The organism is Saccharothrix coeruleofusca, assembly GCF_014648515.1.
GTDB lineage: Bacteria > Actinomycetota > Actinomycetes > Mycobacteriales > Pseudonocardiaceae > Actinosynnema > Actinosynnema coeruleofuscum.
Genome location: NZ_BMRG01000002.1, coordinates 713,238 through 728,243, shown reverse-complemented (window position 1 = coordinate 728,243; position 15,006 = coordinate 713,238). Strand labels below are relative to the sequence as shown.

The following is a 15,006-nucleotide window of genomic DNA, read 5'->3' as shown; positions in this document are numbered from 1 at the left end:
GGACAGCTGCGACCCCGATTGTCGACAATAAAACTCAGGAGCTCGGGAAGGGAGCGAACTGATTGTGATGTCATGAGAGGCGCTCCAAATTCTCGCGGACGACCTTTTCTGCGCGTGCCGACTCGTCGAATGCGACCAGCAAGTCCTTGGCGAGTCGCCCGATCTTATCGCTGATTTGTTCACCGTCGCCCGCAACTTCGACGACGCCGACGTAGCGGCCAGGGGTGAGGGCGTAATCAGCAGCCTTGATGTCAGGCAGTCCCACTGACTTGCAAAAGCCGGGGATGTCCTCGTAGATCAGGTGCTTCTGCGCGGCGGAGCGGGTGCCACGCCAGGCGTGGAAGGTATCGGCGATCTTGGCGATATCCTCGTTCGACAGGGCGCGCTCGGCGCGGTCGACCATGTAGCCGAATTCCCTGGCGTCGATAAATAGCACCTGACCGGATCGGTCGACCGCACCGTGCTCGCCAGCGCGCTTGTCCTTAGCGAAGAACCAGACGCATACCGGGATGCTAGTGCTGCGGAAGAGCTGTGTCGGCAATGCGACCATGCAGGAGACGAGGTCGGCTTCGACGATCTGGGCGCGAATGGCGTCCTCGCCGTTGGAGTTGGACGACATCGAGCCGTTCGCCATGACTACGCCGGCGCTCCCCCCAGGAGCGAGCTTGTAGAGGATGTGCTGAATCCAGGCGTAGTTGGCGTTGTTGGCGGGTGGGACGCCGAACTTCCAGCGCGGGTCTTCGGTATTGCGGGACCAGTGCTTGATGTTGAACGGCGGGTTGGCCATCACGTAGTCCATCTGGACGTCCGCGTGCTGGTCGCGGGCAAAGGTGTCGCCCCACCGCGCCCCGAGGCCCTTGTTATCGATGCCGTGGATGGCGAGGTTCATCTTCGCCATCCGCCACGTCTCCTCCAAGCTCTCCTGGCCGTAGATGGCGATGTCCTTGGGGTCGCCGTTGTGTTCGTAGATGAACTTCTCGGTCTGCACGAACATGCCGCCCGAGCCACAGCACGGGTCGTACACACGGCCGCGCGAGGGCTCCAACACCTCGACGATCACTCGCACAACGCTGGGCGGGGTAAAGAACTCGCCGCCCCGCTTGCCTTCCGATCGCGCGAAGTTGCCGAGGAAGTACTCATAGACTTCGCCCATGAGGTCGCGGGCGCGGTGCTCGCCCTGGCGGCTGAACTTGGTGCTGTTGAACAGGTCGATCAACTCGCCGAGGCGTCGCTGGTCGATGTTGTCCTTGTTGTAGAGGCGCGGCAGCGTGCCCTGCAACGACGGGTTGGCCTTCATGACGAGATCCATCGCCTCGTCGATGAGCTGGCCGATGTTCTTGGCGGGCTCGGAGCCTTCGGCGGGCTTGCCCTTTGCGTACTGGGCGAGGTAGGACCACCGGGCGGTGGGCGGTACGACGAAGACCCCGTACCCCTGGTACTCCTCGGGGTCGTCGATCAGGTCGGCGATCTGCTCTTCGTCGTAGTCCTGTGCCGTCAGGTCGGCGCGGATGGCTTCGCGGCGTTCGTCGTAGGCGTCGGAGACGTACTTGAGGAACACCAGGCCGAGGATGACGTCCTTGTACTGGTTCGCGGACAGCGAGCCGCGGAGCCGGTCGGCGGCCTTCCAGAGGGTGTCCTTCAGCTCCTTCATCGTCGATGGTGCCGACGGTTCCTTCTTCGTGCGGGGAGGCATGCTGCCTGTCCTTCCTACTGCTTTGTCCGCGTGGTGAGAGTCACCGCGCCGGCGGCGACTCCGTCGATCATGGCGGTGACGAGATCCCGTGTTGCGTCCAGGTGCCGCCGCAGGGTGCTCTCGTGGTTCACCGCAGCGAGAAGCGCCTCTTCCAGCCGCTCCACCTCGGAGGTATCGAGGATCGGCACGCTCCAGGTCTGCCACTCGGTGGGCTCGTTCGGCAGCCGGTTGATGATCGCCGCCACCGCGTGGGGGCCGATCCCTGCTTGCGAGCTGATCCGAAGGATCTTCGACGGGGAGGCCACCAGCGATCCGCCGTGGTCGTCGACCCTCGCGATCGGACGTGGCCGTTCCGCGAACACCACATCCCCCGGATCTGTTCGGACCGCGCGCGGGTACAGCCGCGCAGCGTCGAACGGGTCGAGGCGTGCAGCGCCGTGTGAGTCGGCCGCAGAAAGGACCGCGACGGAGCCAGCAGGATTGTCCTGACTGTGGTCGATCCGGCTGCCCCGGAGCACCCGCACGTGTCCCAGATCTTTCAGTTCGCCCAGTGACCGCCTGCGCAGCAACATCGCGCCGGGCGCACGTTCGGCCAGCACGTCGAAGGGCTGGATCGGCTCGCTCGTCACCAGCGTGGCCGCGTTGATGACGGCCAGGTGGCGCTCGATCTCCGTCGTCGCGAGCCGCAGTGCTCGCACGCCACGGGGCACGACGACAGTGCGGGCACTCAGGATCGGTGGGAGGTCGTGCGGGCGGAGGTAGCGGAAGGCACGACCTCGCGCGGCGGCCAATGCGCCGGTCACGTCGGAGGCGAGGTCGTCGAGGTCCAGCTCGTCTCGGGTGAACGCGGCGAGGTCGGCGACCAGCGGCCGTTGCATGGACCCTCCGGTCGCGCAGACCCACAGGCCCAGCGCCTGCCGGTGCGCCTCGCGCCACATGCCCCGAGGAAGGCGCAGCGCGACGGCGAGGCTCTCCGAGCGGAGAGTCTGCGCTCGGTTCCGCTCCTGCTCTCCCTGTAGCTCGTCACACAGGACGCCGGCCGGGCCGATGACGACCGCGAGTTCACCCTCGCCGAGGTCGAGCACGAGGTTGTCGACCAGGTCGAGCACCTCGTCGGCGGACCTGCCGATGGCCGAGAGCACTCGGACGCTAGGGCCTGCCGCCTCGTCGACGGTCACGATCTCGCGGATCGCCGCCCTGCGTCTGATGTCCCGCAATTCGGGAGTGCCGCCGGGCACCACGAGATGGGTGAAGGTGTCGGCAAGCGCGAGCGTCACGCTCGACGCCGGGCCGACGTGCACGAGCGGCACGCCCTCGGGGTCGAGGTGGAGGGCGCAGGCTTCGGCGACGGAGTGGATGAGGTCGACTGCATCGGAGGTGAGATCACGAGTGCCCAGTGTCCGCGCCGCCCTTCCTTGTTCCAGCCGGTCGAGTGCCTCGCGCGGGCCGTACGACGCCTCAACCAGGTCGTCGATGAACCGCAGCGTGCAGTCGGCTGGCACGGAAGCCTCCACTTCGCGGAACAGCACCCGGTCGTCGGGATCGACACCGTGCGCCAGGGTGATGCGGTTCTCCGCTGTCGTCTCCGCCAGTTCCTCGCCCGTCAACACCGCGAGGCAGAGCCACGTGACGAGTTCATCCAGGGGCACGTCATCGGGCACGCTCAACGCTGGTGCGTCGAGATTCGCCTCGCGGTTGTTACCCCGGCCAGTGCGCTCCAGCCATTCGACGATGTCTTCGCGACGGAAGCGTTCCATCCCGCTCGAGACCTCGACAGGGTCAGGGAAGGGCACATGCAGACCGCGGACGCGCGGCCGGTTGCGCCACATGCTCACGACCGGACGACGGACACGAGCAAGATCCGCAACGTCCTGCAACGTCAACGTAGGCCCCCCACCTGCCACGACACACCTCCTTGGTCTATCCCGCCGACTCACGACGCAGAGAGTATCGACGACCGCCCACATCGTGGGTAGGAAAAGTGATAACCCGGCTTATCCGCGTTGCTGTGTGACGAGGTCACCAGCTTTGGCTCAACCTGTGTGGGCCCGCTGTCGATCATCGGCAGCGCTTCCCACGGGAGAACCCGATGACCCAGCACGTCAAGCACCCAGCCCATTTCGACAACGACGCCACAGCGGCCGTCAACGAGCGACTGACGATCCACGACTGTGAGGTCGCATGGGAGGCCCAGCGGTGGGTCTCCGGCGAACGCGGCCCGCTCGTGAAGAACCTCGACACCCTCGCTGGCGCCGACTCGACGAACTACGCCACCGAGGCCGTACGCATCGACGCCCCGCACTGAACGTGACCGGACAGGCCCAAGAGGCCCAAGCGCTCGAACGGCTGCTGAAGGACGTCGGAGACAGGACGGCCCACTCCACCGCCCAGGCGGCCGAACTCACGGTGCGAGCAGTAAGGGGGGACGCTCGACTCCACCGCCGCGCTGCTGGGGGGCGACCTCCACGTTCTGCCGATGGATACCTCACAGGTCGTGCGGTCCGGATGGTGCGACAACGACTCACCGACGGCAACACCAACCGCTGCGGCTGGGATAAGCAGCTGGCCAAGGCGTTGACGAGCCTGAGAGCCTATTCCGCATAAAGGCGGCGTCGGTGCGTCCGCCGGGTTGGAGGATCTAACGGTCGTGCCGAGAGGCTATCAACGCACCCAAAGTCCACACGAGGTCGTCGATCACGTCGTAGCCTGTGTCGGCTGCGTCCACTAGTGTCCTTCGAGAGGGCGAGAATGACGGAGTTCATCCCCGGCGTCGGTGCCGGGTCGTTGCTGCGGTCCGAACTGCTTGCGGACGGTCGGTCCACCCGCATCGGTGCGATCCACCAGATTGACTACGGCCAGGCAGTCGTACTGACTCACGACCGCTGGAAGTTCGATGCTGGGGGCATCCCGCAGTTCTCATTCCTGTTAGCGACTGCGCAGGACGTCTACGACCCTCAGGTCGACGATGACGAGGTGCTGCTTCTCCGTGTCGAGGGGACCGCCCCGCTTTCGCTTGAGCATGACTTGCATGCCGTTCGCGAGGAGTCGCTGCGTACGGCTCTTTCGAACAACCAGGACCCATCGCCGTCTGTGGTGCTCGATGCCGACCTGGACCCGTTCACCAGGAACCGAGTATCGTTCACGGGCGTGCGATGCAAAATCCTCGGCACCTTCTACGAGGACGACGTGGACGGGCAGAAGGTTCTCGAGTTCGGTGCCGACGTGGACAACTTCTACGCCACGTCCACGTATCGGGTCCTGAAGCCGATTGGCGACGGCCTTGCAACGATCGCCTCCTACCTCAAGCCGACTGGGCGCCCCGTCGAACGTGTGCGCATCGGCGCGGTGCGGTACTCCGCAACGCGGCGGCGAGCCAAGACCTCTAAACAAGCCGACGCCGCAGTCGAGGTCAACATTCGCGACTTCATCGGCAACAAGACCGCTCTGCTCGGTATGACCCGGATGGGCAAGTCGAACACAGCGAAGATCATCATTGCTCGTACGTTCGCGATCTCCGAGAGGCAGCGTGCGGCGGGCGGACGCCCGATCGGACAGTTGATCTTCGACCCTCAGGGTGAATACGCAAACCCGAACACGCAGGACGGCACCGAGATCGCGGCGATCGGCGCGAACCACGTCCGCATCTTCAAGTTCGGCGCAGACGGCACACAGTCACATGTGAAGCCACTCAACATCAACTTCTTCTCAGAAAACCAGATCGACGCCGTTCAGGGATTGATCTCCGACACCCTTAGCAGTGACGAGGCTGGCTACGTCAAGGACTTCGCGGGCACGTCCTACGCCGACGTCCAAGGCGACCATTCCGCGACCACGCACGCGCAACGCGCTCGGCTCGTGCTCTATGGCGCACTCATGCGAGCGGGGTTTGCAATACCGGCCAACTTCCGCGTGCGGATCAATATCAGCACAGGGTTCCAGCAGAAGATCATTAATGGCGTCCCGGGGGCAACCGCAGTCGCAGGACTTCGCCGCAACCCGTTCACGGCCGGAAACAAACCGAACCTCGTCACCGTCGCTGCCGCAGACGTCGAGGACGTCGTCGAAAAGATCGTAGAGCTGCGCGACGCCGGAGACGCTGACGCGAACAACTTCGCGAAGGATATTCGTTGGAAGAGCGTCGAGCCGATCTTCACGACTCGCAGCGGGAACCGAAGTGTACGAGGCTGGCGAAACCTGAACCCGCTGCGGCCGTTTCACAGCCCCGCGACGCGGAACGACCCGGCGATCGAGATTTACGAGGAACTTGTCCGGGGCCGCATCGTGATCGTCGACCTGCACGTCGGCGCCGAGGCCGTAACGAAGGCGCTGAGCGAGTCGATCACGCGTCGACTTCTCTCCAAGCAGACTGAGGTCTTCACATCGGGGCAGGAGCCACCACACATCCAGGTGATGCTCGAGGAAGCGCATAACCTGTTTTCGTCCGACCGGTACAAGGACGATCTCGATGTGTGGGTCAAGCTTGCCAAAGAGGCCAGCAAACTCAACCTCGGCATGACGTACGCTACACAAGAGGTCTCGGGCGTCGCTCATCAAGTCAAGGCGAACACCGCCAACTGGGTCGTCGCCCACTTGAACAATACGACAGAGGTGCGCGAGCTGGCCAAATTCTACGACTTCGGGTCGTTCTCCGATGCGATCATTGCGTCCGAGGACCGCGGGTATGTACGACTCAAGACTCTGTCGTCGCCATACATCGTCCCCGTTCAGATCGACCGGTATGGTATCGCGCTCGTCAACGAAGCGCGACAAGCAGCCGGTGAGCCGCCGCTGGTGTTGAACGGGATGGCACCCTGATGCCATACGAGACCGTCGGTGGGGCACACGAGCTCGCGTCGCGACTGGGCCACTCCGCTGCCGCCGTCAAGGCGATCGCGGACCAACGTACTTTCCACGTTCCGGCCGAGTCGATCCAGGATATAGAGACGATCCGGAAGCGAATCCGTCCGCGGGGCGACTTCGCCACTCCGTCGGCGTCGGAGCGCCTGAACGCCGCCCTGGCGATCGATGGTTCGCACGTCGTTGAGCAGATCCGCGATGGCCTACCATCGGTCATGTACGGATTCGCGCAGGCTGCTGCTGCGTACGTGGACCTCGGTATCCTTGAGTCGCAGCGAGCCGAGCGATTCGTCGACCCTTACCAAATCGAGCGCGCGGTCAATACTGCCCTTGTGACGCTGGACCTACCCGTTGCAGGCGCGTACACGCGTTCCGGTGTCGACATTGTGACCTCGTGGCGCGAGGCAATCGATGAGTTGTTTCGGCAGAAGAAGATCGACGTCAACCGACTCGACCAGCCATTGCTCGATCTCCTGTTCCTTCTTCACGGTGTTCCAGGTGCACCAGCGGTCACTGTGCCAGTAAATTGCCCGAACCCTGACTGCAACCACAAGGACGTGCCGGTGCCGCTGGCTGGCACCGACTGCGATGCTTGTGGCGTGCGCCTCTTTCCTACCGACGTGCTTCGTATCCACGAGGAGGTCGGTGACGAAGGCTCGAACCAGTCCGCTCTCGGGCGGTTGATGTCCGTCATCGAGTTGCTGGTGCTCGTAGGGCTGGCGACACTGCTGTGGGAGCAGTCACGTCAGAAGGCCCTTCCCGCGACGCTGTTCATCGTCGATGGTCCGCTCGCTGTGTTCGGAACGCCGGCGAAGCTGCGCGCACGAGCGCTGGAGTACTTCCAGGCGATGGGTAGATCTACCCCTGGCCTGGCCCCTTATGTCTGCGGGATCGAGAAATCCGGAGCTCTGGTCGACTATGCGCGCCAACTGGCCCGTCACGATATTCTCGAGCCGGGCAGCCTGTTGATTTGTGACGAGCAGATCATTGCCCGCGTCGTCAACGCCAACAATGCCCGCGCCTATGGCAAGGAGACGTACTGGGGTCGAAAGTTCGTGTACCGGGCACTCGATGGCCGCGTCGTAGTTCCGACCGTCCCGCCATCAACCGGCGCACCGTACGATGCCAGCGGCGGCAAGGCCGACCCCGAAGACTATCCGACACTCCCAGCAATTCTCGACGTGATCGACCGCACCGGCTCTTCAATGTATGTTGATGGCATTATCCCAGTAGCGGCAGCGCACGGGAGAGCCGCGTTCCCGATCGGCGTCGGAACCGATGTGCTCCGCCTCGTGGCCACCAAACGTCTCGGGCTCGACTCGTCTGGCGGGCAGACGAGTCCGGTACGGTCGGCGTCATGATCCAGAAGGTGGATATGCTGGCCGTCGCGCCCATGCGCGCCGCCTCCGCTGCCACGCCCAGGATTTCGACGCACATCCTCGGCAACGCCCGCCAGCTCGTTTCGCCGCCCGGTGTAGTCGACCATGCCCTCACGACCAGCAGGTATCAGTCGCCGTTGCGCTATCCGGGAGCAAAGTCTTCCCTTGCCCCAGTAATCTCTAGGATCTTGGATGCTGCCAAGGGCTCGCGCGCGGTTCCGGCGATCAACCTGCTGGTCGAGCCGTTCGCTGGCGGAGCGTCGGCATCCTTGCGACTCGTCGGCCAAGGGATCGTCGACCGAGTGTTGCTCGCCGACGTTGATCAGCTTGTGACAGCGTTCTGGCAGGCTGCCGCCGCCGACACGGAGGCGCTCATCGACCGTGCGCGTGACGAGTGGACCAGATACGTCAAGCCCGGCGGAGCGACCGGTGTCGCACGGTGGGACTACTGGCGCTCCTGGGTTCCTGCTCGGAACGCCAAGCCAGCCACTGTCCGGCTCGGCTTGGCGACGCAGTGCCTATTCCTGAACCGCACGACGTTCTCGGGAATCCTACACGGCAAAGCGGGCCCGATTGGCGGGCGCAAGCAGGAGAGCCCTTACGGCATCGGATGTCGATGGAACCCGGACGCGATAGAGGAGCGGCTTCGATACATCGGTCAGCTGTATCAAGCTGGGCGGCTCGTCGATGTCTGGCACAAGGACTGGAAACAGACGCTCGCTGACGTACCGGAGTACTACCCGCAGCTGATCCCATCCCGTGTCGTCGCGTACCTCGACCCACCATATCTGGAAAAGGCCTCACACCTATATCGCGCTTCTTTCGATCCGACCGGTGGATACGGAGGCGACGGGCTCGGCAAGTCGCGACCGAACGACCATATGCTCCACATGCAGCTCGCCGCGTACCTGCGCACCAAGGCTCAGTTCCGCTGGCTACTCAGCTACGACAACAACCCGCTGCTGATCGACAGCCCTTGGCTCTACGCGCACGCTCGCATGAGGCCAAGCCCTGAAGACCGCGAGACGCTCGGCGTGCGCTCCTGGACTCTGACAAAACGCCTAGTAACGATGCGATACACCGCCAGCGGCAAGACCGGCAAACGCGACGCCAACGAACTTCTCATCACAACTCTTCCACCGTCGACCGTCCCTGTAGATCACCAGCTACGCGAGCTGACGTAGTTGATGGCTGGTTCATACCCGCGGGGCTTGTAAGGGTGGGCAGGCGTCTGGCCTGCCGCCACCGCCGCAGTACCTTCCGGCCATAGTTGTTCGTGCCCACGATCCGGTCCAGCTCCGCGCCGGTCGGCGCACGGCCCTTGGCTTGCTCGGCCCAGTAGTAGGCCCACATCTGCTGCTCAGCGGTCGGCTCGGACGGTGGGCGGGACTCGTTCGAGACCAGCGCGAGACGCACCACTGACCCGGTCTCGTTGCCGGTCTCGCCCGTCTGGGTGCTCTCGGCACTGGTCTCGCTCGCGGTCTCAGCCCGGTGCCGCTTGAGCGCGCGGTTGAGCAACTCGACTGCCAGCAGCAACGCCAACGGCGGGCACGCCGCCACGGCTAACACACTCAGCTCCGGGGCCACCGCCACGTTCGCATACAGCGACAGCACGATGCCGAACACGAAGTACAACCACGCTGCCCACCGGCCACCGGCACGACGGCCGGTTGTCTTCCGCAACTCGACCGTGGCCGTGGTCAGAATGCCGTTCACGATCAACGGCCAGATCACCGCCGTCACCTCGTCGGCACCGAACCGCAACGCGAACTCGCGCCCATGCCAGTAGGAGGCATACGCCGCGCCCAGCGCCACCAGCGCCGTGCACGTGCACTGGACCCACAGCGCACGATCCCGCCGAACCGGGGAAGCCGTGGCGCTCACCGCAGCACACCTCCCGCCGCGCGCTGTGTGTCGTCCGGGCGGCGGCCGACGCAGGCGAACACCTGCGAGCCGGTCACCGACCTGCCCACGGTACATGCGAAACCCGGACACGGAGATAGCCAGCGCCGCACGCCACGCAGGCCAGCCCGTCGGCCTGCGGCGCGGTCAGCCCGGCGCTGATCGTGTCGCCGCTCATCGAGAACCACCCGCCGCCAGACGACGGGTGCCCACCGGGCGGATCGTGATTTCAGGGCCTTCGACCAAGATCGTTTGGTTCGTATGCTGAAGCGTTAGGCCACTCATCGCAGCGGCCCCGCACTCATCCGAGTGCCGGGCCGCTGCGTTCCACTGCCGTGAACGCCGCGAGAGCCGAACGTCCGGGTAGCGCCAGTTCGTCATTCACGACGTACGACACGCTCCACGTCATCCGCGGACGGTCACTGCCACGCCCGCCGCTGCTGTCCCACGACCTCATCGGCGCGGGCAGCGGGAACCGCTGCGTTCCCGTGAGTGCTCGCGGGACTGCCAGTCGAGGTCGCGGACCCTCATGAGCGCGACGAACACCTCTTGCTCCCCCGCCAGGGCAGCGGCCTGCCGCTGGGGCAGCGCTCCGGTGGACAGGACAAGACGGCTAAACAAAGTCGACGCGCACTGCAATGCAGTTGCTCGGCAAGCTCGTCCGCTCTACCGTGGTGGCATCGCAAGGGAAGTCGTAGTACTGGACGCACTTGGTGCGGAAATAGAGACGGCCCCGTTGCCGGGGCCGTCGGGCCAGGGCTGCTCACCCTGGCGTGGTGTGCTGCCAGCATACCCCAGACTGTCGCAACCACAACAGGAAGGTGCGTCGTGACCCGCGTCGCTGTCTACGTCGACGGCTTCAACCTCTACTTCGGCCTGCGCGCCAAGTACGGCCGGAAGTACCACTGGCTCGATCTCCAAGCGCTGGCCACCGGCCTGCTGCGGGAGGGGCAGACCCTGGAGCGCGTCAACTACTTCACCGCACGCGTGCGCGGGGACGCGGATGCGGGGCAGCGGCAATCCGACTACCTGGACGCGCTGGGGGCGACCAGTCCGCTGGTGGAGATCCACGACGGTCGCTTCCAGGAGAAGAAGCGCCGGTGTCATGACTGCGGAAGCCGGTGGACGGTCTACGAGGAGAAGGAGACGGACGTCAACATCGCGATCGCGTTGCTGTCCGACGCCGTCGAGGACCGGTTCGACACCGCGCTGGTCATCTCGGCCGACAGCGACCTGTGCCCGGCTGTGCGGGCGACGAAGAAACTGGCTCCGACCAAGCGCGTCATCGCGGCCTTCCCCCCGCGCAGGAACTCGGCCGACCTGGAGCGCGCGGTTGACGGCTACCTGCGCATCGGCGACGACAAGGTCCGTCGGGCCCAGCTGCCGGACGAGGTCGTCACGGCGGCAGGCCTGGTCCTGCGACGGCCGAAGCACTGGATGTGAGGGGACGCGGTGCCCGATCAACGCGCCACGATGACCGAGATCGCCCGACACCTTTCCGTTTCACCACAAGCGGTAAGCAACTGGCGTCGCCGCCATCCTTCCTTCCCGAGAGCGACGAAGGTCGGCGGTGGTGAATCGTTCGCGGTGGACGAGGTGGCGAAGTGGCTCGACGACCGCAAGATCCCGACGAAGGACCTCCAGCCGTCGGAATTGCCAGGGACGACCTACGGCGAGCGGTTCCGCGGTGCTCTGGATATGGGCGAGCCCACTGGCGGTCTCCGCGAAGCCGACGTGCTCGACGAACTCGACCGCCTTCGCGGGACGCACGACGTGCGGTCGTTCGCCGAACTCGTCTTCGTGCTGCTGCACGTGGCGCTGGCGCGCGATGACGCGTGGCCTGACCTCCGCGCAGCTGGCGGCCAGAAGCTCCTCGAAGTGCTCCCTCTCCTGACGCCGCAGTTCGAACCACTGGGGGACTTCCGCAGATCCGCGTACGCGATCAGCCGTGACCCGCGCGGAACCGACCGATTGACGAGCCTCATCCGACTCGTCCAGCGGGTCCAGGAACGCGGGGGCACCGGGGTGACCGAGTTCCTGCTCGAACACCTGACCTCCACCATGGGCCGAGGGGACGGAACGGTCCACACACCGCCGGAGCTGGTACGACTGCTGGTCGAAGTCCTCGATCCCGACGAGGGTGCGGCTGTGCTCGATCCCTGCTGCGGCGTCGGCGAACTCCTGGCAGGCGTGGCCCGACACCGCGGATCACCCGACGGTGGTCCGTACAGCCGCTCGTTCACCGGTGCGGCCCTGTCCCCACGCACCGCGAAACTGGCCTCCATGAACCTCCGGATGCACGGCGCCCAAGCGCAAGTGAGCGCGAAGTCAACCGAAATCATCCGGTCGAGTGCACCCGCCCCCGGTCGGCGGTACGACGTGGTGCTGACGAATCCGCCCTTCGACATGAGATTTCCCCCTGAATCCGAGGGCTTGCGCGGCGACTACGGCTCCCTCCCCCCGAACAAGACCAACTTCGCCTGGTTGCAGCACGCCGTGTCGTTTCTCCGAGACGGGGGCAGGGCAGCGGTCGTCATGCCCGGCAGCACGCTGTTCAGCTCGGGAGTGGAGCAGCGCATCAGGGGGAAGATGATCGATGACGGGGTGGTGGAGGCGATCGTCTCCCTCCCCTCGCACCTCTTCGCGTCCACCGCCATTCCGGTCACCGTGTGGTTCCTGGGGAAACGGCCCCGGCGGCGAGCCGGTGAGGTCCTCCTCGTCGACGCGGGCGGGCTCGGACGCATGACGAGTCGCACTCAGCGATCGCTGTCCGCCGAGGAGTGGGCGCGCATCGGGGACGCGGTCCGCCGGTGGCGCGTCGAGGATGGGTACGAGGACGTGGCGGGCTTCTGCGCGTCGATCTCGCACGGGAACGTCCTGGAGCAGGACTACGTGCTGGTCCCGGCGAGGTATGTCGGTGCCGCTGCCGCGGCGCGGGTGGAACCGAGCAGGTCGGTGCGCGAACTCCGCGACGACCTGCGCAGGCTGGAAGCGCGGGCCGCCGAGGTGGACGCCGTGGTCGAGGAGCGATTGGACAGGGTGAGGACGTGGATTCGCTGATCGGTCCTGTTCCCAACAGCTGGGAGCAGCATCCGCTGGGCCTGCTCGCCGACATCACCGCCGGACCGTCGGGGGTGCAAACCGCCTTGGTCGACGACGAGTCCGCCGAAGTCCCGGTTGTGATGCCGAAAGATCTGCGGCACAACAGGATTGCCTGCCGACCGGCGTCAGGAGTGCCCTCCCGCATCGCTGAGGAGCTGGTGCGCTACACACTGCGTCGCGACGACATCGTCTGCCTGCGGACGGGACGCCTCGGACGTCAGGGGTTGGTGGCGGCGGACCAGAGGGGGTGGCTGTTCGGTCCGGGATGCCTGCGGGTGCGGGTGCGGTCGGAGGTGAGCGCGGCCTACCTCGTGTACTACCTGGGCCACCCCGCTGTGCGGAATTGGGTCCTGGGGAACGCGCGCGGTGCGGTGATTCCCACCCTGAGCACGAAGATGCTCGGTTCGCTGCCCGTGGTGGTCCCCGACGCCGACTTGCAGGCGGAGGTGGGCGATCTGCTCATGGCCCTGGACGACAAGGTCGTGGTCCACGAGCAGATCAGCACCACCACCGCCGCGTTGCGTGATGCGGCCCTGCTGCGGTTGTTGAGCGGTGATCGGGCGTAGGCGGCTGCGCTACGAGGTGAAGTCCTCGGCCAGCACGCGGGCGGCGTTGCGCTCGGCCAGCGCCGTGATGGTGACGAAGGGGTTCACGCCCAGCGAGCCGGGGATCAGCGACCCGTCGGTGACGTACAGGTTCCGGTACCCCTTCACCCGCCCGTAGACGTCGGTGGCCCGCCCCAGCACGCACCCGCCCAGCGGGTGGTAGCAGAAGTCGTCGGCGAAGGCCCGCCTGCTGCCGAACACGTCGTACCGGTAGGTCGTGCCGTTGGCGTCGTTGATCCGGTCGAACACCGCCTTGGCGGCTTCCAGCCCCGGCGCGGCCTGCGCGCGGGTCCACTGGAGCACCGCCTTGTCCGCCGCGGCGTCGTAGACGAACCGGCCGCGCTCGGGGTTCTTGGTGATCGCCAGGTAGAGGCTGACGTAGGTCTCGATGCCCGCGGGCACGGGCGCGATCTCCGCCAGCACGTCGTCCGCGGTGATGGCCAGCACCGGGATCGACGACTGCTGGAACCCGGTGGGTTCGGTCAGGTGGTTGCCGCGGGCGATCATCACGTTGCCGTTGGGGCCCCAGCTCTCGCCGATCTCGGCGCTCAACGCGGGCAGGGCGCCGGTATCGCGGGCGCGCAGCAGCAGCTCGGTGGTGCCGAGGCTGCCCGCGCCGAGGAACAGGTGCCCGCAGGTGAGGCGCTTCTCGGCGACCAGTTCGCCGTCGGGGGTGATCTCGCGGACGGTGAGTGCGTAGCCGGTGCCCTCGGGCTCGATCCGCACGACTTGGTGCAGCGGCGCGATGGTGACGTTGCCGGTGCCCACCGCGTCGGCGAGGTAGCTCTTGTCCAGGCTGACCTTGCCGTGGTTGTTGCCGTACATGACCTCGGTGGCCAGCGCCGACTTCGGCACCTCGCCGCGCTCCTCGCGCGCCATGTAGTCGAAGGAGTACACGTTGGGCACGAACGTGGTGCCGTAGCCCGCGCGGCCCGCGACCGTGCGGGACAGCCGGGAGAACCGGTAGTACTCGCTGCCCTCGAAGTAGGGCTGGGGGATGTGGTTGACCCGGAGCACCCGATTGGCCAGCGGGAAGAAGCGGGAGTACATTTCCGCGGCGTCGACCTGCGGCAGGACCTGCTCGAAGTAGGCGCGGTCGGGCACCACCGCCATGCCGCCGTTGACCAGCGAGCCGCCGCCGACGCCGCGGCCGAGGTAGACGCCCATGTCGCCGTAGTTGACCCGGTCCAGCACGCCCGCGTAGCGCTGGATCGGGCGGTTGGCCAGGTCCAGGAACAGCACCCCGTCCACCGGGGCCTCGGTGCGGTTCTTGAACCACATGGACCGCTTGTCGGGGTTGATCATGTCGCAGTGGACCTCGCCGTCCCAGCCCGGCTGGTTCCACAGCTGCCCCATCTCCAGGACCAGGGTCCGCACGCCCGCTTCGCCCAGGCGCAGGGCGGAGACCGCGCCGCCGTAGCCGCTGCCGACGACGATGGCGGGGTAGTGGGTGGTGGTGGCGTGCGCC

11 protein-coding genes are annotated in these 15,006 nt (G+C 65.9%); 7 read left to right on the top strand and 4 right to left on the bottom strand.

Annotated features, from left to right (window positions below):
- Positions 1–70: 70 nt before the first annotated feature.
- Together IEZ00_RS08120 and IEZ00_RS08115 are read right to left on the bottom strand one after the other, a co-directional pair.
- Positions 71–1,651 (bottom strand): class I SAM-dependent DNA methyltransferase, encoded by a 1,581-nt coding sequence (locus IEZ00_RS08120; protein WP_229795240.1) that lies wholly within the window; start codon positions 1,649–1,651, stop codon positions 71–73.
- 56 nt (positions 1,652–1,707) lie between these two features.
- The gene (locus IEZ00_RS08115; protein ID WP_229795239.1) at positions 1,708–3,576 is read right to left on the bottom strand and encodes a helix-turn-helix transcriptional regulator; all 1,869 of its coding nucleotides are present in this window, start codon (positions 3,574–3,576) and stop codon (positions 1,708–1,710) included.
- Positions 3,577–3,782: 206 nt separating this feature from the next.
- On the opposite strand from IEZ00_RS08115, the gene IEZ00_RS08110 reads away from it, so the two are divergent.
- The 4 genes from IEZ00_RS08110 (at position 3,783) to IEZ00_RS08095 (ending at position 9,113) form a co-directional block, all read left to right on the top strand.
- Positions 3,783–3,998 (top strand): hypothetical protein, encoded by a 216-nt coding sequence (locus IEZ00_RS08110; protein WP_229795238.1) that lies wholly within the window; start codon positions 3,783–3,785, stop codon positions 3,996–3,998.
- Between the two features lie 443 nt (positions 3,999–4,441).
- Entirely contained in the window at positions 4,442–6,508 is a 2,067-nt protein-coding gene (locus IEZ00_RS08105; RefSeq protein ID WP_189222495.1) for a helicase HerA domain-containing protein, read from the top strand.
- The gene (locus IEZ00_RS08100; RefSeq protein ID WP_189222494.1) at positions 6,508–7,911 is read left to right on the top strand and encodes a hypothetical protein; all 1,404 of its coding nucleotides are present in this window, start codon (positions 6,508–6,510) and stop codon (positions 7,909–7,911) included. The genes IEZ00_RS08105 and IEZ00_RS08100 overlap by 1 nt, the downstream gene beginning before the upstream one ends.
- A complete protein-coding gene (locus tag IEZ00_RS08095) occupies positions 7,908–9,113 on the top strand; it encodes a DNA adenine methylase (protein ID WP_189222493.1) in 1,206 nt (401 codons plus the stop codon). The genes IEZ00_RS08100 and IEZ00_RS08095 overlap by 4 nt, the downstream gene beginning before the upstream one ends.
- Here the strand turns inward: IEZ00_RS08095 and IEZ00_RS08090 are convergent.
- Positions 9,055–9,813, bottom strand: a complete 759-nt coding sequence (locus tag IEZ00_RS08090; RefSeq protein ID WP_189222492.1) for a DUF2637 domain-containing protein — start codon at positions 9,811–9,813, stop codon at positions 9,055–9,057. The two genes, IEZ00_RS08095 and IEZ00_RS08090, sit on opposite strands and share 59 nt — an antisense overlap.
- Positions 9,814–10,659: 846 nt before the next feature.
- On the opposite strand from IEZ00_RS08090, the gene IEZ00_RS08085 reads away from it, so the two are divergent.
- From IEZ00_RS08085 to IEZ00_RS08075, 3 genes are read left to right on the top strand one after another with little or no spacing between them, the layout of a single operon-like run.
- Positions 10,660–11,274, top strand: a complete 615-nt coding sequence (locus IEZ00_RS08085; RefSeq protein WP_189222491.1) for an NYN domain-containing protein — start codon at positions 10,660–10,662, stop codon at positions 11,272–11,274.
- 30 nt (positions 11,275–11,304) lie between these two features.
- The gene (locus tag IEZ00_RS08080) at positions 11,305–12,891 is read left to right on the top strand and encodes an N-6 DNA methylase (RefSeq protein WP_189222490.1); all 1,587 of its coding nucleotides are present in this window, start codon (positions 11,305–11,307) and stop codon (positions 12,889–12,891) included.
- Positions 12,879–13,499 carry a restriction endonuclease subunit S domain-containing protein gene (locus tag IEZ00_RS08075; RefSeq protein WP_189222489.1) on the top strand — a complete coding sequence of 207 codons (621 nt, stop codon included), beginning with the start codon at positions 12,879–12,881 and terminating at the stop codon, positions 13,497–13,499. Before IEZ00_RS08080 ends, IEZ00_RS08075 begins: the two co-directional genes overlap by 13 nt.
- A gap of 9 nt (positions 13,500–13,508) precedes the next feature.
- Here IEZ00_RS08075 and IEZ00_RS08070 read toward each other — a convergent pair.
- Positions 13,509–15,006: GMC oxidoreductase (locus tag IEZ00_RS08070; RefSeq protein WP_189222488.1), on the bottom strand; the 1,498-nt coding region annotated here is incomplete at its 5' end.